Genomic DNA, 21236 nt, shown 5'->3' on the forward strand with positions numbered 1-21236 from the left:
ATGCTGGGTCTCGGATGCTGGGTCTCGGGCGCGCGCTCGGTGAGACGATGGCCGTCACCTTCGTCATCGGCAACATGAACCAGCTGAACTCGCTGTCGGTCTTCGAGGCCGCCAACAGCATTACGTCCACGCTGGCCAACGAGTTCGCGGAAGCCGGCGAGGGCCTGCACCAGGCTTCGCTGATGTACCTCGGCCTCGTCCTCTTCCTGATCACCTTTGTCGTGCTGACCATCTCCAAGCTGCTGCTGATGCGCCTGAAGAAGAGCGAAGGAGCCCGTTCATGAGCTCAACCACCCTCGACGCTCGCCGCCTGGCGATGCACAAGAAGCGCAAGCGCACCAATGTCATCGCGCTGGCGCTGTCCCTGGGCGCCATGGGCTTCGGTGTGTTCTGGCTGGTCTGGATCCTGTTCGAGACCATCTACCTCGGCATCGGCGGCCTGACCCTGTCCACCTTCACCGAGATGACGCCGCCGCCGCAGGGCGAGGGCGGTGGCCTGGCCAACGCCATCTTCGGCAGCTTCGTCATGGTGGGCCTGGCCACGCTGATCGGCACACCGGTCGGCATCCTGGCCGGTGTCTATCTGGCGGAGTACGGACAGAAGACCTGGTTGGGCAGCGCGGTGCGATTCATCAACGACATCCTGCTGTCTGCGCCGTCCATCGTCGTCGGGCTGTTCGTCTACGCGATGGTCGTGGCCAAGCTGAAGAGCTTCTCCGGCATGGCCGGCGCGCTGGCCCTGGCGCTACTCGTCATCCCGGTCGTCATCCGCACGACCGAGAACATGCTCAGCCTGGTACCCAACGCGTTGCGCGAAGCCGCCTACGCCCTGGGTACGCCGAAGTGGAAGGTCATCCTGACCATCACGCTGAAGGCGGCCCGCGCTGGCGTCCTCACCGGCATCCTGCTGGCCCTGGCTCGCGTGTCCGGCGAGACCGCACCGCTGCTGTTCACGGCGCTGTCCAACCAGTTCTGGACCAGCGACATCAGCTCGCCGATGGCCAGCCTGCCGGTCACCATCTTCAAGTTCGCAATGAGCCCTTACGAGAACTGGCAGAAGCTGGCCTGGGCCGGCGTCTTCCTGATCACCGTGGGCGTGCTGCTGCTGAACATCCTGGCCCGCGTGCTCTTCAAGAACAAACACTAAGGACTGACCCACATGGACGCCAAGATCGAAACGCCCGTGGGCGAACGCGCCAAACTCTCGGTGCGCAATCTGAATTTCTTCTACGGCAGCTTCCACGCGCTGAAGAACATCAACCTCGACATCCCCGAGAAGAAGGTCACCGCCTTCATCGGCCCGTCGGGCTGCGGCAAGTCCACGCTGCTGCGCACGCTGAACCGCATGTTCCAGCTATACCCCGAGCAACGTGCCGAAGGCCAGATCCTGCTCGACGGCGACGACATCCTGTCCAGCAAGGACGACGTCTCGCTGATCCGCGCCAAGATCGGCATGGTCTTCCAGAAGCCCACGCCCTTCCCGATGTCCATCTACGACAACATCGCCTTCGGCGTGAAGCTGTTCGAGACGCTGCCGCGCGTGGAGATGGACGAGCGCGTGGAGTGGGCGCTGAAGAAGGCCGCCCTCTGGGGAGAGGTGAAGGACAAGCTCAACCAGAGCGGCTCGGGCTTGTCCGGCGGCCAGCAACAACGCCTGTGCATCGCACGCGGCATTGCCATCAAGCCCGAGGTGCTGCTGCTCGACGAGCCCTGCTCGGCGCTGGACCCGATCTCCACCGGCAAGATCGAGGAGCTCATCCACGAGCTCAAGGCCGACTACACGGTGGCTATCGTGACCCACAACATGCAGCAAGCCGCGCGCTGCTCTGACTACACGGCCTATATGTACCTGGGCGACCTGATCGAATTCGGACCGACCGCTGAGCTCTTCATGAAGCCCAAGCGCAAGGACACCGAGGACTACATCACCGGCCGCTTCGGCTGATCAAGGAGGACGGTATGGTGGACAAACATCTCTCGACCCAGTTCGATGCCGAGCTCAGCGGCATCTCGACCCGCGTGCTCGAAATGGGCGGCCTCGTGGAGGCCCAGGTGGCCCAGGCCGTGCAGGCGCTGGTGGACTTCAGCGCCGCATCGGCCGATGAAGTGCTGACCAAGGAAAGCCGCGTCAACACGATGGAAATCGAGATCGACCGCGATCTCTCGACCATCATCGCGCGCCGCCAGCCGACGGCCCGCGACCTGCGCCTGCTGATCGCCATCAGCAAGAGCATTGCCAACCTCGAGCGCGTCGGCGACGAGGCGGCGCGCATCGCCCGCACCGTGCAGCGCCTGGTGGCCAGCGGCGTGTCGAGCCGCATGCGCTTGCCGATGTCCGACCTGAGCTTCGAAGCCGAGCTCGCCACGACGCAGCTGCGCAAGTCGCTCGACGCCTTTGCGCGCCTGGACGTGGAGCGGGCGCTGGACGTGCTCAAGCACGACGACGAGATCGACAAGGAGTTCGACGGCCTGCTGCGCAAGCTCATCACCTACATGATGGAAGACCCGCGCACCATCTCCTCGTCCATCGACCTTGTCTTCGTCGCCAAGGCGATCGAGCGCGTCGGTGACCATGCCAAGAACCTGGCCGAGGTCGTCATCTACGTCGTCAAGGGCCAGGACGTGCGACACAACTCGCCCGAGGCGGTTGAAACGATGGTGCGCTGATCATGAGCCGAGTCCTTGTTGTTGAAGACGAATCGGCGATTGCTGAGCTGATTTCCATCAACCTGCGCCATGCCGGTTTCGAGGTGACGATCGCCGGCAGTGCCACGCAGGCTCAGTACGAAGTGGACCGCGTGCTGCCCGATCTGGTGGTGCTGGACTGGATGCTGCCCGGCCAGAGCGGCGTGGCCCTGGCTCGCCAGTGGCGCGGCGTGGCCCGCACCAAGGAGCTGCCCGTCATCATGCTGACGGCGCGCGCCGAGGAGGGCGACAAGATCGCCGGCCTCGACGCGGGTGCCGACGACTACATCACCAAGCCCTTCTCAACGAATGAGCTGCTGGCGCGCATCCGTGCAGTGCTGCGCCGCAAGGCGCCCGAGGCGCTGGACAGCGCGGTCGAGGTTGGCCCGCTGCTGCTGGACCCGGGCACGCGCCGCGTCAGCCGTGAGGGCAATGAGGTCAAGCTCGGCCCCACTGAATTCCGCCTGCTGCACTTCCTGATGACCCATCCGGAACGTGTGCACAGCCGCTCGCAGCTGCTGGACCGCGTCTGGGGCGACCATGTCTTCATCGAGGAACGCACCATCGACGTCCACGTCAAGCGCCTGCGCGAAGCATTGGAGCGCGTGCAATGCGCGCGCATGATCGAGACCGTCCGCGGTGCCGGTTACCGACTGACCCAACAGAGCAGCGCGCTCTCCGCTTGAGCTTTTCCCGCCCTACATGACCTGGTTATTGCCCCGACTGCTGATGGCCCTCGTGGCCGCATTGATCGGGTTTGTCATTGGCGTGGTGGTTCGTACGACGACTGGCATCGACAGCCTGGGCCTTGGCATCGGTGTCGTCAGCGGCGTCGTGCTGACCCTGCTGGTCGACGCGGTGCGGGGCCATCGCCTGCTGAGCTGGCTGCGCGGCAACCAGCTCGAGAATGCGCCGCGCGACACCGGTTTGTGGGGCGAGGTCGGCTACCGCATCGAGCGCGCCGTGCGCGACCGCGATCGCAGCGTGGCGCGCGCCCGGCTGGAACTGGAGCAGTTCCTGTCCGCCATCGAGGCTTCGCCCAATGGCGTGCTGATGCTGGACCCGCAGGAGCAGATCGTCTGGTGCAACCGCGTTGCGGCCGACCATTTCTCGCTGGACCCGCAGCGCGACCTGCGCCAGCGCATTACCAATCTCGTGCGTGCGCCGGCCTTCGTCGCCTACCTGCAGGCCGGCAACTTTGCCGAATCCCTGGTGCTGGGCAATGGCCGCGGGCCGGGCACGCTGTCCATCATCGTGCGCGAATACGGCGAGGGCATGCGCCTGGTGTTGTCGCTGGACGTCACCGAACGCGTGCGCTCCGAAGCCATGCGGCGCGACTTCGTCGCCAATGTGTCGCACGAGATCCGCACGCCGCTGACCGTGCTGTCCGGTTTCATCGAGACCATGCACTCGCTGCCGCTGACGGCTGTCGAGCGCGAACGCGTGCTGGTGCTGATGAACCAGCAGACCCAGCGCATGCAGACCCTCGTGGCCGACCTGCTGACGCTGGCCCAGCTCGAAGGCAGTCCGCGCCCCGCGCCGGACCGCTGGGTGGGCCTGGATGGCCTGCTGCTGCGCATTGCCGCGGATGCCGAGGTGCTGTCGGCCGGGCGGCATCAATTGCACCTGAGGCCGGAGACCAACGTTGAGCTGGCCGGCATCGAGAGCGAGCTGCTCAGCGCCATCGCCAACCTCGTGACCAACGCCGTGCGCTACACGCCGGACAGCGGCGAGGTCGAGGTGGCCTGGCGGCTGCTCGAAGGCGGCAACGGCGAGCTGACCGTCATCGACACCGGCCTGGGTATTTCGCGCGAGCACATTCCGCGCCTGACCGAGCGTTTCTACCGCGTCGACGGCAGCCGCTCGCGCGAGACCGGTGGCACGGGCCTGGGCCTGTCCATCGTCAAGCATGTCATGCAGCGCCACGGCGGCGAGCTGATGATCCAGAGCGACGTTGGCAAGGGCTCGCGATTCCGTCTCGTCTTCCCGGCCGCGCGTGTGCGCCAGGCCAGCGATTCGGCGCTGGGCGATGAGGCGGCTTTCAACGCAGCGGCCCTGTCAGATCATTGACGCTTCAAGAGGACCAGGCCGGCGCTGCCGCTGCGGTCCGTCGGTCGCTTCACCTGCGCAACGACCTGCCAGCCCTTGGGCGTCGGCTGGCCCGCGCTGATCACGGCATGACTGCATCCTGATGCATTCAGGGGCCCGCGGCCTTTCACCTGCCAGCCGCCATGCCATTCCAGTGCCGCCAGCGTGGCGAGGTTCTGGCCCGTTGCGGCCAGGCAATTGGCATCGGCGGGCACGCGCGTCTTCAGCCGAGCCACCAGCGGCGCCAGGCTGCGCGCGTAGTCCAGCGGCGGCAGCAGCAGGCTCATGACGAGCAGCCAGCCCAGCGCGACGCCGCCGGCCGGCAGGGCCAGGCTCTTCCATAGCGCATGGCGATGGCGGGCTGTGCGCCAGCGCACCAGGGCCAGCCAGGACAGCGTCGCGGCGATGGCAAACAGCAGGGCCAGCGGGCTGAAGTGCGGCTCGAAGCCCTCGGCCAGCCGACGCAGATTGGCCATGGGCCGTGCCGGCCAGCCGGTGTGCATGGAGACGTAGTAGAGCCAGCCGAACAGCGCCACCGCCGAGAAGATGAACACGCAGAACCAGTCCACTGCTGCCGAGACGCTGCGGCGCAGTGTGGGCAGCGCGAAGGCGGCCAGGATGGCCAGCGACGGCAAAGCCAGCAGCAGCGCCCGCTCGGAAGCGTCCATCAAGATGCAGGCAGCCAGCGGCACCAGCAGTGCAATGGCGGGCACCGTGATGTGGCGGCGCAGGCCGTGGCGGCGCCAGCGCCACAGCGTCCACAAGGCCAGGGGCCCCGACGGCCAGCAGAACCAGGCCAGCAGGCTCAACAACGAGGCGAACTGGATGCCGGGCAGGACACGCCAGGCCCAGCCATTGAAGACCCAGGCCGCCAGGACCGCCAGCGTCAGCGAGGCCAGCAGCCAGACCCGTTGGGCCTTGGCCTCGTCATGGCTGGAGCGGTGGTTCAGCAGCAGGCCGAGCAGGCCGAGGGCGCAAGCCACGGCGGGGGCACCGCTGGCGGCCAGCACGGGCAGGGCGAGCAGGATGGCGACCCGCGCACGGCCTCGCTTGAATGGTGCCGCGGCCAGGCCGTAAAGGTAGACCGAGACAGCCAGCAATTGCATCAGCTCGGGCGTCGTCTCATGGCCGAGCTGCAGCAGGCCGAGCGACGCCATCAGCGCAAGCAGGGCACCATCGGCCAAGGCCCGGGCGTAGTCGACGGCCTGTGCTTCGCCGCCGAAGGCAAAGGCCACCGGTTGGGCAGCCTCCGTGCGGGCGAGATGAAAGCAGGTGTACCAGACCGCCACCAACACGCCGACCAGCACAAAGGCATAAGGCAGGCGGGCGGCGACCGGTGCGTCCAGGAAGGGCAGGGCCTTGATGGCCAGCGCGCCCAGCCAGTAGGGCAAGGGGCCGCCCTCGGCCGGAATGCCGGCGATCGCCGGCTGCCACCAGGGCGCGTGGCCCTGGGCGATGCTGGCCATGAAACCGAAGCTGCTCAAGTCGGCATTGCGCCAGGGGTCGCGGCCGAACAGGCCGGGCAGCACATATGCCGCGCACAGCAGCAGCAGGGCCAGGCGCGGCAGGCGCTCGACGCCGCGCTCGGCGACGATGGCAGGGGTGGGGAGATTCACGCGCTTAAGTTCGATGAAACCGGCCGGCATGATGCCGTCAAACGGCGGTCAAAAATGAAAAATGGCAGCCCATGCTGCCAAATGAGAAAAGGGCAGCGCGAATGCCGCAGCAAAACAAAAGGGCAGCCTGAGCTGCCCTTTGGTCGTTGGCGCGGCGAAACGCCGCCAAGCCGATTACTTCTTGAGGTGCGAGAACTTGTTGCGGAACTTCTCGACGCGGCCACCGAGGTTGTCGATGCTCTTTTGCGTACCCGTGTAGAAGGGGTGCGACTCGCTGGTGGTTTCCAGCTTCACCAGCGGCAGCTTCTTGCCGTCCAGCTCGATCATTTCCTTGGTCTGGACGGTGGAACGCGTCACGAACTGGAAACCGTTGGACTGGTCGACGAACACGACGTCGCGGTAGTTGGGGTGAATGCCGTCTTTCATGGGAACCTCTTGGCTAGGTCGGGAGCCACGCCGACGATGTCAATCGCTGGTCGGCGCACTTTCCGGGGGTGTCTGGGCGGAAAACCCGCGATTGTAGCGGGCTTCCCTGCGGTTTGGCTAGTTTGGGCTGAAAGTGCCCGCGCATGCGAGACATGCGCGGGCGTTTGACGGGCGTCGGACAGGACGCAGGTCCTGTCCTCGGTCCCGTCTCACTACCCGCCGCGCCGCATCATGTCGAAGAAGTCATGATTGTTCTTCGACGCCTTCATCTTCTCGAGGATGAACTCCATCGCCTCGATCTCGTCCATGTTGTAGAGCAGCTTGCGCAGGATCCAGCTCTTTTGCAGGATCTCGGGCTTGAGCAGCAATTCCTCGCGGCGCGTGCCGGACTTGTTGATCAGCAGCGAAGGGTAGACGCGCTTTTCGGMCAKGCGGCGRTCCAGGTGGATTTCGCAGTTGCCGGTGCCCTTGAACTCTTCGTAGATCACCTCGTCCATCTTGGAGCCGGTGTCGATCAGCGCGGTGCCGATGATGGTCAGCGAGCCGCCTTCCTCGATGTTGCGSGCCGCGCCGAAGAAGCGCTTGGGGCGCTGCAGYGCGTTGGCGTCCACGCCGCCGGTCAGCACCTTGCCGGAGCTGGGCAGCACGTTGTTGTAGGCACGGGCCAGGCGGGTGATCGAGTCCAGCAGGATGATCACGTCCTTCTTGAGCTCCACCAGGCGCTTGGCGCGCTCGATGACCATCTCGGCCACCTGCACGTGGCGGGCGGCCGGTTCGTCGAAGGTGGAGCTGATGACCTCGCCGCGCACGGTGCGGATCATCTCCGTCACTTCCTCGGGGCGCTCGTCGACGAGCAGCACGATGAGGTGGCAGTCCGGATGGTTGGCCACCAGCGCATGCGCCAGGCTCTTCATCATCTCGGTCTTGCCCGTCTTGGGCTGGGACACGATGAGGGCGCGCTGGCCTTTGCCGATGGGCGCCACCAGGTCGATGATGCGACCGGTGATGTTCTCTTCGCCCTTGAAGGCTTCACGCTCGAGCTTGAACTGCTCCTTGGGGAACAAGGGAGTCAGGTTCTCGAACATGATCTTGTTCTTGCTCTCCTCCGGCGTCTGGTTGTTGACGCGGTCAACCTTGACCAGAGCAAAGTAGCGTTCGCCATCCTTGGGCACGCGCACTTCGCCTTCCACCAGGTCACCGGTGTGCAGGTTGAAGCGGCGGATCTGGCTSGGCGASAGRTAGATGTCGTCCGTSGASGCCATGTAGCTGGCSTCGRKCGAGCGCAGGAAGCCGAAGCCGTCGGGSAGCACTTCGAGCACGCCGTCRCCGAAGACCTGCTCGCCAGCCTTGGCGCGCTTCTTCATGATGGCGAACATCAGCTCCTGCTTGCGCAGGCGCGTGACGTTGTCGATCTCCAGCGCCTCGCCCATCTCGATGAGGGCGGAAACGTGGAGCGCTTTGAGTTCGGAAAGATGCATGGGTGAATACCCGTCAGGGGCCGCAGCGCCAGCCAAGGCGCAACGGCGATTCCACGGCCGCCCCAGAAAAGGATCGAATGGCTACCGCTCAAACGGCGAGCGACGCAGATTCGACAACTGACTCAGTGGTGGGAGGGGGAGCCGAGTCCACGCTGGCTGGGTGCTGAATTCGTATCCAGGAACCCGGGGCGTGTTGGCTTTGGCTGCTGCAGTGACCGCGCGGAGAGCGCCGGCAACACTGCAGCAGTTGGACGCGATTATAGGTTCGCGTCGAGGAAGGCCGTCAACTGGGCCTTGGAGAGGGCACCGACCTTGGTCGCGGCGAGCTGGCCGTCCTTGAAAAGCATCAGTGTCGGAATGCCACGGATACCGAATTTGGCCGGCACTTCGCGGTTCTCGTCGACGTTCATCTTGGCGATCTGCAGCTTGTCACCGTAGCCGGTGGCGACCTCGTCCAGGATGGGCGCGATCATCTTGCAGGGGCCGCACCACTCGGCCCAATAGTCCACCAGCACGGGCTTGCCCGACTGGATGACGTCGGCGTCGAAGGACGCGTCGGAAACATGCTTGATCAATTCGCTGCTCATGGGAGGGTTCCTTGGCCTCAAAGGGTTGGCGGTCGCCGCAGTGGGCGCCGTCCGAATAGGCAAAATGATTGTGACATAGCCACTTTTGTCCGGACGGTCGCGAGGGTGACCGAAACGGTGGCAAACATGCGGGCGGGAGGCCTGCTTTACAAGTGCAGCAAGCTTTGAATCTGGGCCTGGCGCCTGGCGAGGACAACGAAGCCTTCTGGCGCCGCGTCGCGGCCGTCAGTGCCGACTGGCTGGAAGGGCGAGGCGCGGCCGTGCGCGATGCCGTGCTGCTGCTGCCTTTCGCCCAGCAGATCGCGCCGGCGCGCCGCGCCTGGCTCGCCCACGGCGGCTGGCAGCCTCGCATCACGACCAGCCGCAGCCTGGCTTCGGCGCTAGGCCCCACGACGCTGGCCGCACCGGACCAGCTCTCCGGCGATGCGGCCATCGACGCCTTCACCGCCGACCGGTTGCTGGCCGAGCAGAGCTGGGTCCAGCCCCTCAAGCGCAGCAGCCCGCGCGACTACCGTGTGGCGCTCGCCCGGCTCGTCGACACCGCCCACGCGCTGGCCCGCGCCGCCGCCCAGGTGCCACCGATTGAGCGCCTTGCGTTCATGGACACCGCCCGGCAACGGCTTGCGGCCCTGGACGCCGGCCCCGGCCTGCTGGAGCGCGCACTGGCCCAGGTCGCGCTGGCCTGGGTGGCCTCTGACGAGCGCCGCCCAGCCACCGACACGCTGTTCGCGCTGCGCCCCAGCGCCTGGATCTGGCTGCGCGCCGGCGGGCCCGACCCGCTGGCCCAGGCGCTGCTGGCGGGCGACGTGCCAGCGCTGTGCCTGAACGCCGACCTGGACCTCGACCACGCCTGGGCCGGTTTCACGCCCGCAGCACGCGTGGAAGAGGCTGTTGCGCCCGACTTCGAGACGCTGGCCCAGCAGACCGCCACGGCCGTCGTCCAGCACCTCAACGCGGGCCGGCGGCCGGTGGCCTTGCTTGCGCAAGACCGCGTCGTCATCCGCCGCGTGCGGGCGCTGCTGGCGCGCCAGGGCGTGCCGATGCATGACGAGACCGGCTGGACGCTCGCGACCACCCCAGCCGCCGCCGCATTGATGGCCCTGCTGCGCGCCGCGCTGGCTGGTGGCGCAGTTGACGACTGGCTGGCCTGGCTGAAGTCCGCGCTGGCCACGGGTTGGGATGCCGAAGGCCTGTCCGGCCTGGAGTCGCGCTGCCGCCGCTTCGGTTGGCGCCAGGCCGCCCAGCTCGATGCTGCGACGCTGCCGCCGGCCGTCGGTGCGGCCTGGCAGCGGGCTCGGCGCCAACTGGAGCCGCTGGCCGGCGGCGCGCGCACGCTGGGGGGCTGGCTCGCTGCATTGAGCCAGGCGCTGAGCGGGCTGACGCCGCTGGCTGAAGTCGAAGGCGGCGAGGCCCTGCTGGAAACGCTGTGGATTTCGCGCAACCCCTGGGCTGGCAGCGCCCACGAGGCGGCTCTGGCGCAGACGCGGCTGCGGCCCGACGAGTTCCTGGCCTGGGTGGACGACACCCTGGAGGCGGCGCAGTTCGAGCCGACCGAAGCAGCGGGTGCGGTCGAGGTTGTCATCACGCCGTTGGCGCGGGCCATGCTTCGGCCCTTCGGCGCCGTCGTGCTGCCTGGCGCGGACGCCGCCACACTGGGGCCGGTGAACCCGCAAGCGGGTCTGCTGGCCGATGCCGACGCGGCGGCCCTGGGCCTGCCCAGCCTGGCCGAACGCCGCGAGGCCGAGGGCTTCAGTTTCGCGCAGCTGCTGCGCGCGCCGGTGCTGACGCTGCTGCGCTGCGCCTTCGCAGGCGCCGAGCCGCTGCCCGCCAGCCCGCTGCTGGAGCGGCTGGCCGGCGCGGCAGCGCGCAGCGGTCAGGGCCTGCATGAATGGCGCGACGGGCGTGAGCTTCTGACGCCGCCGGGCCAGCCCCAACACCGCGCTGCCGCTGATGCCGATGGCCGCTTGCCGGCGGCCCTGAGCGCCAGCGCCATCGACGCGCTGCGCAACTGCCCCTACCAGTTCTTCAGCCGCGTGCTGCTGGGCCTGCGCGAGGCCGACGAACTGGAGCAGGAGCCTGACAAACGCGACTACGGCACCTGGCTGCACGCCGTGCTGAAGCGCTTCCACGACTCGCGTGGCGAGGGCGATGACGACGCCGCATTGCGCGCCGCGGCCGAGGCCGAGCTGGCGTGGCTGGACGCGGCGGACTTCCTGCCTTTCTCGGCCGCCTTCGAGCGGCTGCGCCCGCTGTATCTCGCCTGGCTGGTCGAGGCCGAGGCGGGTGGCCAGCGCTTCGCCGCCGGCGAGGTGGACCGCGACTGCCAACCATTCGATGCGCCACTGGACGCGCTGACGCTGCGCGGCCGCATCGACCGCATCGACGACGCTGCAGGCAAGACTTGGCTGCTTGACTACAAGACCGGTGATGCCAAGGGGTTGAAGGAAAAGCTGGCCGCGCCGCTGGAGGACACCCAGCTTGCCACCTACGCGTTGCTGATGGGCGCAGAGCCGGGGCTGCAGGCGGCCTATCTGGTGCTCGACGACGGCAAGGGCATTGCGCTGCTGCCGCATGCCGACGTCAGCGACACCGCGCTGGCACTGCGCGGCGGGCTGCAGGCCGACCTGATGGCCGTGCGCGATGGCGCGCCGCTGCCGGCGCTGGGCGAGGGCAAGGTCTGCGACTACTGTGAAGCGCGCGGCCTGTGCCGAAAGGATGATTGGGTATGAGCGCAGAACTCGCCTACTGGGCCGACGGCCTGCGCGTGCCGCGCGAGCACTTCTACGCGCTGGCCTGCAATCCTTCGCGGAGCATCGTCGTGGAGGCCTGTGCCGGCGCCGGCAAGACCTGGATGCTGGTGTCGCGCATCCTGCGTGCGCTGCTGGCCGGCGCCGAACCGCAGCAGATCGTCGCCATCACCTTCACCCGCAAGGCCGCCGGCGAAATGCGCCAGCGCCTGGCCGAGTGGTTGGCCGAGTTTGCGCAGGCGCCCGATGCCGAGCAACTGGCTGCGCTTCGCCAACGCGGCGCGGCCGAGGCCGACGCGCCGATGCTGCGCCCGCGTCTGGCGGCCCTGCAGGCCGAACTGCTGCGCGGCGGCCGGGCTGTCGAGGTGCGCACCTTCCATGGCTGGTTCTCGCAGCTGCTGCGGGCCGCGCCGCTGGCCTTCCTGCAGGCCCAGGGCATTGCGCCCGAGCTGCAGCTCATCGAGGACGAAGAGGAGCTGATGCCGACGCTGTGGCGGCGCTTCCACGTCGCGGTGCTGGCGGACGAGGCGTTGCGCGCCGACTTCCAGGCGCTGACCCAGTCGCGCGGCCGCTTCAACCTGCGCGAGTGGTTGCTGGGCGCGTTCGCCAAGCGTGTGGAGTTGCGGCTGCCCGAGATGGCTGGCGTGCTGGAGGCCRGCCTGCCCGGTGCAGTGGATGTGCTGGGCACCACGCCGGAGCAGTTCTTCGAGCATCTGCGTGAACCGCTGAAGGCACTGGCCCGGCTGCTCGGCGCAGCCAAGGGCAAGAAGGCGCAGGAAGCGGCCGCGTCAATTGAACAGGCCGCCGATTTCGACGGCTGCTTCGCGGCGCTGTTCACCCTGAAGGGTGAACCGCGCAAGCTGGGCGTCGACCACCCGGACCTGGACGAGCTGTGCGATGAATTGCTGCATTTGCGCGCGGCAATAGCCCAGCAGCGCGCCGCCGACGAACACGCCGCGATGCGCCGCCTGGCCCTGGTGCTGGTGGACGCCTTCGAGGCCATCAAGCGCGAGCGCGGCCTGGTCGACATGAACGACCTGGAGCGCGGCGCGCTGGCCCTGCTGGCTGATGCGCAGACCGCTGGCTGGGTGCAGCAGCGCCTGGACGCCCAGGTGCGCCACCTGCTCATCGACGAGTTCCAGGACACCAGCCCGCTGCAATGGCAGGCGCTGCATGGCTGGCTCTCGGCCTATGCCGGCGCGGGCGCGGGCTCGCCGCTGTCCGTCTTCATCGTCGGCGACCCCAAGCAGAGCATCTACCGCTTCCGACGTGCCGACCCGCGCGTGTTCGCAGCGGCGCAGGCCTTCGTCTGCGACGGCCTCGCCGGCGTGCGCCTGGCCTGCGACCACACGCGGCGCAACGCGCCCGAGGTGCTGGCCGCCGTGAACGCCACTTTCGACAGCGCCCAGCGAGCCGGCGCCTACCAAGGCTTTCGCGTGCACACGACCGAGGTGGCCGAAGTGGACGACCTGGCCGGCTTGTGGGCCCTCGACGCCGAGGTCATGGCGTCGCCCGCCCAGGCGGACGTTGACCCGCTGCGCTGGCGCCCCAGCCTGACCGAGCCCCGCCGCGAGGCGGAGATCAGCCGCCGTGCGCCGGAATGCGAGCGCGTCTGCGGGGCCATCGTCGGGCTGCTGCAGGCCCGGCCTGAACTCAAGCCGGGCGACCTCTTCGTGCTGGCCCGCAAGCGCGACCCGCTGCGCCAGCTCAGCGAGGCGCTGACCGCCGCCGGCGTGCCGCATGCGGCGCCCGAGGAGCAGCCACTGGCGGGGCTGCCCGACGTGGCCGACCTGCTGGCGTTGCTGGACGTGCTGGCCTCGCCAGGGCACGACCTGTCGCTGGCCCGCGCGCTGCGCAGCCCGCTGTTCGGCGTCGATGAGACCGACCTGCTGACGCTGGCCGAAGCCGCTGGTACAGCGCAGTGGCTGGGCCATGCGCCCGCCGAGCGACGCTCCTGGTGGGCCGCGTTGCAAGGCCTGGCCGCACCCAGCCCGGCGCTGGCGCGCGCTCAAGGGCTGCTGCGCTGCTGGGCCGAGCAGGCGCGCCAGCGCACGCCGCACGAGCTGCTGGACCGCATCGTCCACGAGGGCGAGCTGCTCATGCGCATCGCGGCGGCTGTGCCCGCAGCAGATGCAGCCGTGCGACTGCAGAGCGTGCAGGCGCTGCTGCGTGCCGCGCTCGACCTGGATGGCGGTCGCTATGCCCAGCTCTACGGCTTCGTGCGCGCGCTGAAGAGCCGGCCCATCAAGTTCGTGCCGGCTGCTGCGCCGGACGCGGTGCAGCTGCTGACCATCCATGGTGCCAAGGGCCTGGAGGCCGAGGTTGTCTTTTTGCTCGATGCCGACGCCGCGCCGCCCAAGGCCGAAACGCTGGGCTTGCTGCTGGACTGGCCGGTGGGCCAGCCGGCGCCGCGGCGCGCGGCCTTCCTCGCCTCAGAGGCCAGGCCGCCGCCGTCATTGCAGGCATTGGTCGATGAGGAGCGTGCTGAGCGTGAACGCGAAGAGCTGAACGGCCTGTACGTTGCCCTGACGCGGGCGCGGCGTGCGGTGGTGCTCAGCCACACGCCGAGCCGCAGCCAGGCCACCAGCTGGTGGGACCGGCTGCAACCGCTGGCCCGCCGCTGGCCCCTTGCGATGACACCGGGCGGCCGGGCCAACACCGCGCCGCCAGCCATTGCGCCGCTGCCAAGCTGGCAGCCTCCAGCGGCAGTGGCTGCACGTGATGGCACGGCCCGTGACGACCGCCTGGCCCGCGTGGGCGAGGCCTTGCACCGCGTGCTGGAGTGGGCCTCGGCAAGCGGCCAGACGCAGGCGCTGGTGGCGCTGATGGCATCTGCCTCGCAGGCCTTCGGCCTGGACGCCAAGTCACGCGAGCAACTCGCCCAGGCGGCCCAGGCCATCCTGGCCAGCCCCGACTGCCGGCCCTTCTTCGACCCGGCCGAGCTGATCTGGGCCGGCAACGAAGTCGCGGTGGGACAGGGCGACGACGACCAGCGCATCGACCGCCTCGTGCAGCGCCGCGATGGCTGCTGGTGGGTGCTGGACTACAAGCTCGGCGCCACGCCGGAGCGCGAGCCGGCCTATCTGGAGCAGATGCGCGGCTATGTCGCGGCAGTGCAAATGCTGCAGCCGGGCGAGCCCGTTAGAGCCGCTTTGATCAGCGGAACGGGGCGCTTCGTTCCTGTGAGCTAGAATGGCAGGCTTGTTCGGGGCGTAGCGCAGCCTGGTAGCGCATCTGCTTTGGGAGCAGAGGGTCGCGAGTTCGAATCCCGCCGCCCCGACCATCTATAACGGAGTGATTCCCTCAAGGAATCTTGTGAAAGGCCCGCCTCGTGAGAGGCGGGCCTTTTCCATTCCTGCTCGACTCGGCCTATTTGCGCGACCGCAGCGCCGTGCGCGCCTGCACAAAGTTGAACGCATACGACACCGCCTCGACGATCGCGTTGTCGATCTCCAGCCGTTCGTGCTCGGTCAGGTAGAAGCTGAAGTCCACCTCATGGCGGATGTAGCGCGGGGGCAGGCGGTTCAGTGCCACGCAGCAGACATCGCAGAGCAGGTCGTTGCTGGCCGCGATGTCGGGGTAGTCGGTGGACGAGTCCATGACCGCGCCGAAGACCTCGCGCTCATGGTGGTTGTAGAGGGAGCTGAAGTCGGCATTCATGGCGGGCCTCGTCAAGGACGGTGAATGCCGATTTATAGCCCCATCAGGCGGCGCCGATACCCGGGGTCATACCGGCAGCGGCAGTCTTTCTCGCCGAGACGAAATCCAGCATGCGGTTGATGCAGCCCTGCGCCTTCACGCGGATGGCTTCATCGACGTGGATCTGCGGCTCGCCGCTCTCCAGGCAGTCGACCAGGTTGGCCAGGCCGTTCATCGCCATCCAGGGGCAGTGGGCGCAGCTCTTGCACGTGGCGCTGTTGCCGGCCGTGGGCGCCTCAATCAGCAGCTTGCCCGGCGCCAGCTGGCGCATGCGGTGCAGGATGCCGTTGTCGGTGGCGACGATATAGGCGGGCGCCGTGCCTTCGACGACGGCCCTGATCAGCGCCGAGGTGGAGCCGACGACGTCGGCCTGCTCGACGACGCTCTTGGGTGATTCGGGGTGGACCAGGATCAGTGCACCCGGGTGCTGCTCGCGCAGCAGTTCCAGCTCCAGCCCCTTGAACTCGTCGTGGACGATGCAAGCGCCGTTCCACATCAGCATGTCGGCGCCGGTCTCTTCCTGGATGTAGCGGCCCAGATGCCGGTCCGGCGCCCAGAGGATCTTCTGGCCCCTGGCATGCAGGTCGGCCACGATCTCCAGCGCGCAGGAGCTGGTCACCATCCAGTCGGCACGGGCCTTCACGGCGGCGCTGGTGTTGGCGTAGACGACGACCTGGCGGTCCGGGTGGGCGTCGCAGAAGGCGGCGAATTCGTCCTCGGGGCAGCCCAGGTCCAGCGAGCAGGTGGCGTCCAGGTCGGGCATCAGCACGCGCTTCTCGGGGCTGAGGATCTTGGCCGTCTCACCCATGAAGCGCACGCCGGCCACGACCAGGGTTTGTGCAGCGTGGTCGCGGCCGAAACGGGCCATCTCCAGCGAGTCGGACACGATGCCGCCGGTCTCCAGCGCCAGATCCTGCAACGCGCCGTCGACGTAGTAGTGGGCAACGAGGACGGCGTTGTGTTTTTGAAGCAGGGCCTTGGCGCGCTCGGTCAGCGCGCTGCGCTCGGGCGCTGTCAGCGGTGTGGGCACCTTGGCCCAGGCGTGGGCCGTCGAGCAGCTGCCGGTGGCATCCTGCTTGGTGAAATCGAACAAGACTTGATCCATGCCGAATCGTAGCCCGCCCGGGTTTACCCCTCCAGCCACTGGCGAAAAGCCGCGGCGCGCTCCTGGCTGATCAGCAGCTCGCCGTCCAGGGCCGGGCTGAGGGCGAGCTTCAGCCTTCCCTTGCCGGCGGGCGCAAAGCGTTGCACGGCGCCCGCGGCCACCAACAGCTGGCGGTTGGCGCGAAAGAAGCGCTGCGGCCCGAGCTCCTCCTCCAGCTCGCCCAAGGTGGGCTCGACCAGATAGCGCTCACCGGCCTGGGTGATGGCGAAGCAGAGTTTGTCCACCGAGACGAAATAGGCGATGTCGGCCAGCTCCAGCGCGTGGAACTGCTGGCCGCCCTTGCGGCCGACGATGCGCTGGCGGCCGGCAGGCGGGCTCAGGCGCTGCAGCAGGCCGTCGAGCTGGTGGTTCCAGCGCTCCTTGGCCTGGAGGTCGAAATGACTGCGCCATTGCTCGGCCTTGGCCAGGGCTTGGGCCAGCGCGGTGTCGGAGACGGGCTTGAGCAGATAGTCCACCGCCAGCGCCTGGAAGGCCTGCAGCGCGAACTGGTCATAGGCGGTCGTGAAGACCGTGGGCAGGGCCAGGCGGCGGTCGCGGAACAGCTCCAGCGACAGGCCGTCGGCGAGCTGAATGTCGAGCAGCAGCAGGTCGGGTGCGGGGTGGTCAGCGAGCCAGGCCAGCGTGCCTTGCACCGTGTCGCTGTGGCCCAGCACGCGGGCCTCAGGCGCGACGCGGGCCAGCGTGGCGGTCAGGCGCTCGCGCGCCGGGGGCTCGTCTTCGGCAATGAAGATCTTCATGGGCGGGCCAGCAGCGGAATGGAGACTTCGAACACGCCAGCCTCGGCGCGGCGTTCCAGCGCGCGGCCGGCCAGCAGGCGGCAGCGCTCGTCGAGGTTGGCCAGGCCCAGGCCTGAGGAGGGCAGGGCGCTGCGGCGCGGCTGCAGCGCGTTGCGGGCGTGCACGCGGTCCCCGTCCAGCGTGAAGCTGACGGTCAGCGACTGCGCGGCGCTGGCCTCGTTGTGCTTGATGGCGTTCTCCAGCAGCGTCTGCAGCGCCAGCGGCGGGATCAGCCACGAGCCGGTTTGCAAGGCCGGGTCCAGCTCCAGTGGCATGGCGGCGCCAAAGCGCAGGGCCAGCAGGCGGTGGTAGTGGCGCAGGAAGGCGAGCTCTTCGTCCAGTGGCACGAGGTCGCGCTGGCGGCTGTCCAGCACATAGCGGTAGATCTCGGCCAGGGTGTCGCTGAACTCGCGGGCGCTCTTCGCGTCGCTCTCGATCAGATGGCCCAGGGTGTTCAGGCTGTTGAACAGGAAATGCGGGTCGACCTGAGCCTTCAGCGCGCCAAGCTCGGCCTGCGTGCGGGCGCGCTCCAGGCGCTCCACACGCAGCATGTCCGACTCGCGCTCGCGGATCAGAAACATGGTCTCGTAGGCATGCGTCACGAACAGCACGCAGATGACGTTGGTGGCCACCACCAGCTTCAGCGCATTGGCGTCGACCGGCTGCCCAGCGACATGGAACCAGGCCCAGATGGCGGCCAGYGTCAGCGGCGCGGTGTAGAGCACATTGGCGCTGACCAGCATCAGGAGCTTGCGCAGCGGGTGGGCGAACCAGTTCAGGTGCTCGCGCTGCTTGAACAGCAGCCAGCGGTTGCCTGCCCAGATAGCAAAGGCCAGCGCGATGAAGCCGGCAAAGCCGACCCAGAAGCGCGCGTCGCCGGGGCCCAGTGGCCCATAGAGCCCAGTCAGCCAGGGGATGGCCAGCCCGAAGGCGAGCGAACCGCCGGCCATCAGCAGCCGGTCATCCAGGCGCGCCTGCATCGGCGGGTTCGGCGGCGATTTGAGCGGCAGTTTGTCGGCTTTGGGCGTGCTCATCTTCGACTTCGGCGCGCGACCGCTGTTGCCGGGGACGGGAGCGCCTCAGCATCGCCGCACCAACAACTTCAAGAGGGGTCTGCGATGGACGCAGTGCAATTCAACTTCCCGGCGGTCATTGTGGCGGCCTTGTCGAGCTTCCTGATCGGCGGGCTCTGGTACTCGCCCATCCTTTTCGCCAAGGCCTGGATGGCCGAGGCGGGCCTGAGCGAGGCCCAGGCCAAGCAGGCCAGCCCGGCCAAGGTCTTCGGCCTGTCGGCGCTGGCCTCGCTGGTGATGGCCTTCAACCTGGCGGCCTTCCTCGGCGCCAAGGCGACTCTGAGCTTCGGCCTGTTCGCCGGCTTGGCCACCGGCCTGGGCTGGGTGGCCATGAGCCTGGGCGTGATCTACCTGTTCGAGCAGCGCTCGCTCAAGCTCTGGCTCATCAACAGCGGCTACCAGGTGGTGGCCTACACGGTGATGGGCGCCATCCTCGGCGCCTGGCATTGAAGCCGGATCGCTTGCGCCTTCCTAGGGCAGCCGCAGCCGGTCGCCTTCACCAACCCGCACCGTGTTCGGCGGCTCGCTGCCGAAGCGATAGGTCACGCTGAGCAGCTTGCGGCGGCCGGGCGCGGGGTCGAAGCCGAACAGCTCGTTGCGCACCTCGGTCTCGAAGCGGTCGCCGCGGACCTGGCCGCGCAGGGCCTGGGTCACGTCGGTCCAGCGGCCGTCGGCGCCGTAGCTGGCGCTGTCGATGATGAGCCGGCCGCTGCCGGGCCGCACCGGGCCCTGGTCGCCGCCGCCGCGGTGGCCGCGGCCCCAGTCGCCGCGGCCCCAGTCGCCGCGGCCCCAGCCGACGAACTGGTTGCCGTCGATGGTGCCGTACTCGCGGTACTCGAAGACGCGCTCCTGGCCGCCACGGTCGCGGGCAAAGATGCGCAGGACCTTGGTCTTTCCGGGAAACGGGTCAACACCGAAGAGTTCATTGGTCAACCGCACGCGTTGGTCGCGCCGCGCCAGTTCGCGCAGGCGGTCGGTGACGTCCACGTCGCGGCCATCGGCGCCATAGGTGGCGTAGAGGATGGTGAACTCGCCGTCGTCGTGGCGGTCGCCGCCCGGGCTGTTGCCGCCCCCTTGCCAACCGCCCGACCCGCCGGACTCGCCCCAGTTGCCGCGGCCCCAGCCGATGAACCTGTTGCCGTCGACCCAGTCGCGTTCACGGAATTCGAAGGTGCGTTCACGCCCCTGGCGGTCGCGGGCAAAGATGCGCAGCGTCTTGGTGCGCCCAGGCTCGGGGTCGACGCCGAAGAGGTCGTTGCTCAAGCGAAAGCGCCGGTCCTGGCGGGCCAGCTCGCGCAGGCGGCCGGTCACGTCCACGTGGTTGTGCTCGGTGCCGTAGCGGGCATGTAGGATGACGAACTCGCCGTCATCGTCGGCCCAGGCGGGCCCGGTGATGGCAGTGGCCAGGGCTGCACCCAGGCCCAGTGTCCATTGGCCCAATTGGCGGCGTTTCATGGCGATCCCCTCGTTGTTGGTCTTGGCCGGGCATGGTCGCACGGCCAAGGGTTCAACGCGAGGACGGCCCGGCGCGAGGACGCCGGGCTTCGCCGGTTGTAAGGGCGGGTAAACCGCGCGATCAGCGGCCCCAGTCGCCGCGGCGCCAACCAGTGAACTGGCTGCCATCCACCCAGCTGCCCTCGGCGTACGCGAAGCTGCGCTGCTGGCCATTGGGGTCGCGCGCAATGATGATCAGCCGCTTGTCGCGGCCCGGGTCGGGGTCGACGCCGAAGGTGTCGTTGCCCATGCGGAAGCGCTCGTCGCGGCGCGCCAGTTCGCGCAGCCTGCCGGTCACGTCCACCTCGCGGCCGGGGGTGCCGTAGTTGGCGTGAAGGATGGTGTAGCTGCCGTCATCGTGGCGGTCGCGATAGGGGTTGCCGGCCCAGCCACCGTTGTAGTTCGGTTCGCCCCAGCGGCCCGCGCCCCAGGCGGTGAATTGCCCGCCGTCAATCCATGCGCGCTCGGGGTAGTCAAAGCGGCGTTCGCGGCCTTGGCTGTCGCGGGCGTAGATGCGCAGGTACTTGTCGCGGCCGGGGTCGGGGTCCACGCCGAACAGGTCGTTGGTCAGCCGCACGCGGCGGTCACGGCGGGCCAGCTGGCGCAGCTGGTCGGTCACATCGACATGGTTGCGGTCCGTGCCGTAGCGCGCTTGCAGGATGACGAACTCGCCGTCGTCATCGCCGCGCTGTGCCAGAGCGGGCAACGAGAGCCCGGCCAGCAAGGTGGCCGCGCCGAGAACGTAGTGGCGTCGATTCATGGTGTCTGTCTCCGAAGTTATGGAGGCAACCATGCTTGCACTGCCACGGCGGCACTCAAGTCGGAGAGGAGGAAGTCCCGCTGCGGGCGGCCACCGTCAGACGCCGGCCGGTTTCCCGCCCAGCAGGTACTCCCGCGCCAGTGCCCGGGCGCGATGCAACCGGCTCTTCACGTTCGGCCGCGTGAGGCCGGTGCGGGCGGCGATTTCCTCGATGGTTAGCTCCTCCAGGTCGCGCAGCAGCATGACCTCGAGGTAGTGGGACGGCAGCGACTCCAGCGCCGCCACCAGTTCCCGCCGCAGGCCCACTTCGTCGCGCACGACCAGCCACTGCTCCAGCTTTTCCTCGTCATACGGGTCATAGCGCAGCGTGAGCCGGCCCAGGCGCCGGCATTCGCGCTGCACCAGGCGGATCAACCAGCCCGAGAAAGCCGCCAGCACGCGCAGCGACGGCAGCTTGCGGCTGACGATGAGCAGGGCCTCCTGCACCGCGTCATCGACGTCGCTGAGCAGGCAGTGCTGCTGGGCATAGCGGCGGATGTCGGGCCGGGAGATCTTCAGCAATTGCTCCAGTGCCCGCGGATCGCCGCCGTGCGCGGCCGCGAGCAGGGGCTGGTGTTGTGGGGCCAGGGCCATGTCAGTGCT

19 protein-coding genes, 1 tRNA gene and 1 pseudogene are annotated in these 21236 nt (G+C 68.3%); 10 read left to right on the forward strand and 11 right to left on the reverse strand.

The genetic code is table 11. The features are described 5' to 3' along the window. From pstC to phoR, 6 genes and pseudogenes are all read left to right on the forward strand, one after another. A pseudogene (gene pstC / locus ACXJKM_RS28030) lies at positions 1–284 on the forward strand (phosphate ABC transporter permease PstC); the annotation flags it as partial. Then, positions 281–1147 (forward strand): phosphate ABC transporter permease PstA, encoded by an 867-nt coding sequence (gene pstA, locus ACXJKM_RS28035; RefSeq protein WP_457325194.1) that lies wholly within the window; start codon positions 281–283, stop codon positions 1145–1147. The pseudogene pstC and the gene pstA, both read left to right, overlap by 4 nt. A gap of 12 nt (positions 1148–1159) precedes the next feature. After that, positions 1160–1945, forward strand: coding sequence for a phosphate ABC transporter ATP-binding protein PstB (pstB, locus tag ACXJKM_RS28040; RefSeq protein WP_056195472.1), 786 nt, complete (start codon positions 1160–1162; stop codon positions 1943–1945). Between the two features lie 14 nt (positions 1946–1959). Beyond that, complete coding sequence (gene phoU, locus ACXJKM_RS28045; protein WP_056195475.1) at positions 1960–2667, forward strand: phosphate signaling complex protein PhoU; 708 nt, start codon at positions 1960–1962, stop codon at positions 2665–2667. A gap of 2 nt (positions 2668–2669) precedes the next feature. Continuing rightward, positions 2670–3371, forward strand: a complete 702-nt coding sequence (gene phoB, locus ACXJKM_RS28050) for a phosphate regulon transcriptional regulator PhoB (protein ID WP_056195477.1) — start codon at positions 2670–2672, stop codon at positions 3369–3371. 16 nt (positions 3372–3387) lie between these two features. Beyond that, the gene (gene phoR / locus ACXJKM_RS28055; RefSeq protein ID WP_082532552.1) at positions 3388–4755 is read left to right on the forward strand and encodes a phosphate regulon sensor histidine kinase PhoR; all 1368 of its coding nucleotides are present in this window, start codon (positions 3388–3390) and stop codon (positions 4753–4755) included. Here the strand turns inward: phoR and ACXJKM_RS28060 are convergent. The 4 genes from ACXJKM_RS28060 to trxA form a co-directional block, all read right to left on the reverse strand. Then, positions 4749–6389, reverse strand: a complete 1641-nt coding sequence (locus ACXJKM_RS28060; protein WP_457356380.1) for a hypothetical protein — start codon at positions 6387–6389, stop codon at positions 4749–4751. The two genes, phoR and ACXJKM_RS28060, sit on opposite strands and share 7 nt — an antisense overlap. A gap of 174 nt (positions 6390–6563) precedes the next feature. Beyond that, positions 6564–6815: a type B 50S ribosomal protein L31 gene (locus ACXJKM_RS28065; protein WP_056195481.1), complete on the reverse strand. Its 252-nt coding sequence runs from the start codon at positions 6813–6815 to the stop codon at positions 6564–6566. Between the two features lie 212 nt (positions 6816–7027). After that, positions 7028–8293 (reverse strand): transcription termination factor Rho, encoded by a 1266-nt coding sequence (gene rho, locus ACXJKM_RS28070; RefSeq protein ID WP_457356381.1) that lies wholly within the window; start codon positions 8291–8293, stop codon positions 7028–7030. A 257-nt stretch (positions 8294–8550) separates the two neighbouring features. Further along, positions 8551–8880, reverse strand: coding sequence for a thioredoxin TrxA (gene trxA / locus ACXJKM_RS28075; protein ID WP_056195487.1), 330 nt, complete (start codon positions 8878–8880; stop codon positions 8551–8553). Between the two features lie 164 nt (positions 8881–9044). Between trxA and ACXJKM_RS28080 the strand changes: the two genes are divergently transcribed. The 3 genes from ACXJKM_RS28080 (at position 9045) to ACXJKM_RS28090 (ending at position 14910) form a co-directional block, all read left to right on the forward strand. Beyond that, the gene (locus ACXJKM_RS28080; protein WP_457356382.1) at positions 9045–11609 is read left to right on the forward strand and encodes a PD-(D/E)XK nuclease family protein; all 2565 of its coding nucleotides are present in this window, start codon (positions 9045–9047) and stop codon (positions 11607–11609) included. Beyond that, positions 11606–14818 carry a UvrD-helicase domain-containing protein gene (locus ACXJKM_RS28085; protein ID WP_457356383.1) on the forward strand — a complete coding sequence of 1071 codons (3213 nt, stop codon included), beginning with the start codon at positions 11606–11608 and terminating at the stop codon, positions 14816–14818. The genes ACXJKM_RS28080 and ACXJKM_RS28085 overlap by 4 nt, the downstream gene beginning before the upstream one ends. A gap of 15 nt (positions 14819–14833) precedes the next feature. Further along, a tRNA-Pro gene (locus ACXJKM_RS28090) sits at positions 14834–14910 on the forward strand. 86 nt (positions 14911–14996) lie between these two features. Here the strand turns inward: ACXJKM_RS28090 and ACXJKM_RS28095 are convergent. The 4 genes from ACXJKM_RS28095 to ACXJKM_RS28110 are packed head-to-tail and all read right to left on the reverse strand — an operon-like array spanning position 14997 to position 18301. Continuing rightward, a complete protein-coding gene (locus ACXJKM_RS28095) occupies positions 14997–15287 on the reverse strand; it encodes a late competence development ComFB family protein (RefSeq protein WP_056195496.1) in 291 nt (96 codons plus the stop codon). A gap of 43 nt (positions 15288–15330) precedes the next feature. Beyond that, the gene (gene nadA / locus ACXJKM_RS28100; protein WP_056195499.1) at positions 15331–16431 is read right to left on the reverse strand and encodes a quinolinate synthase NadA; all 1101 of its coding nucleotides are present in this window, start codon (positions 16429–16431) and stop codon (positions 15331–15333) included. Positions 16432–16454: 23 nt separating this feature from the next. Continuing rightward, positions 16455–17228, reverse strand: coding sequence for a LytR/AlgR family response regulator transcription factor (locus ACXJKM_RS28105; protein ID WP_457356384.1), 774 nt, complete (start codon positions 17226–17228; stop codon positions 16455–16457). After that, positions 17225–18301 (reverse strand): sensor histidine kinase, encoded by a 1077-nt coding sequence (locus ACXJKM_RS28110; RefSeq protein ID WP_056195504.1) that lies wholly within the window; start codon positions 18299–18301, stop codon positions 17225–17227. Before ACXJKM_RS28110 ends, ACXJKM_RS28105 begins: the two co-directional genes overlap by 4 nt. A gap of 84 nt (positions 18302–18385) precedes the next feature. On the opposite strand from ACXJKM_RS28110, the gene ACXJKM_RS28115 reads away from it, so the two are divergent. After that, positions 18386–18790 (forward strand): DUF1761 domain-containing protein, encoded by a 405-nt coding sequence (locus ACXJKM_RS28115; RefSeq protein WP_457356385.1) that lies wholly within the window; start codon positions 18386–18388, stop codon positions 18788–18790. A 21-nt stretch (positions 18791–18811) separates the two neighbouring features. On the opposite strand, the gene ACXJKM_RS28120 is transcribed toward ACXJKM_RS28115, so the two are convergent. The 3 genes from ACXJKM_RS28120 to ACXJKM_RS28130 form a co-directional block, all read right to left on the reverse strand. Further along, positions 18812–19795, reverse strand: a complete 984-nt coding sequence (locus tag ACXJKM_RS28120; protein WP_457356386.1) for a hypothetical protein — start codon at positions 19793–19795, stop codon at positions 18812–18814. Positions 19796–19916: 121 nt separating this feature from the next. Continuing rightward, positions 19917–20594 carry a hypothetical protein gene (locus ACXJKM_RS28125; protein WP_457356387.1) on the reverse strand — a complete coding sequence of 226 codons (678 nt, stop codon included), beginning with the start codon at positions 20592–20594 and terminating at the stop codon, positions 19917–19919. 96 nt (positions 20595–20690) lie between these two features. Next, on the reverse strand, positions 20691–21227 hold the full coding sequence (locus tag ACXJKM_RS28130; protein ID WP_457356388.1) for an RNA polymerase sigma factor: 537 nt from the start codon (positions 21225–21227) through the stop codon (positions 20691–20693). Positions 21228–21236: the final 9 nt, after the last annotated feature.

Source organism: Roseateles sp. P5_D6 (genome assembly GCF_054049415.1).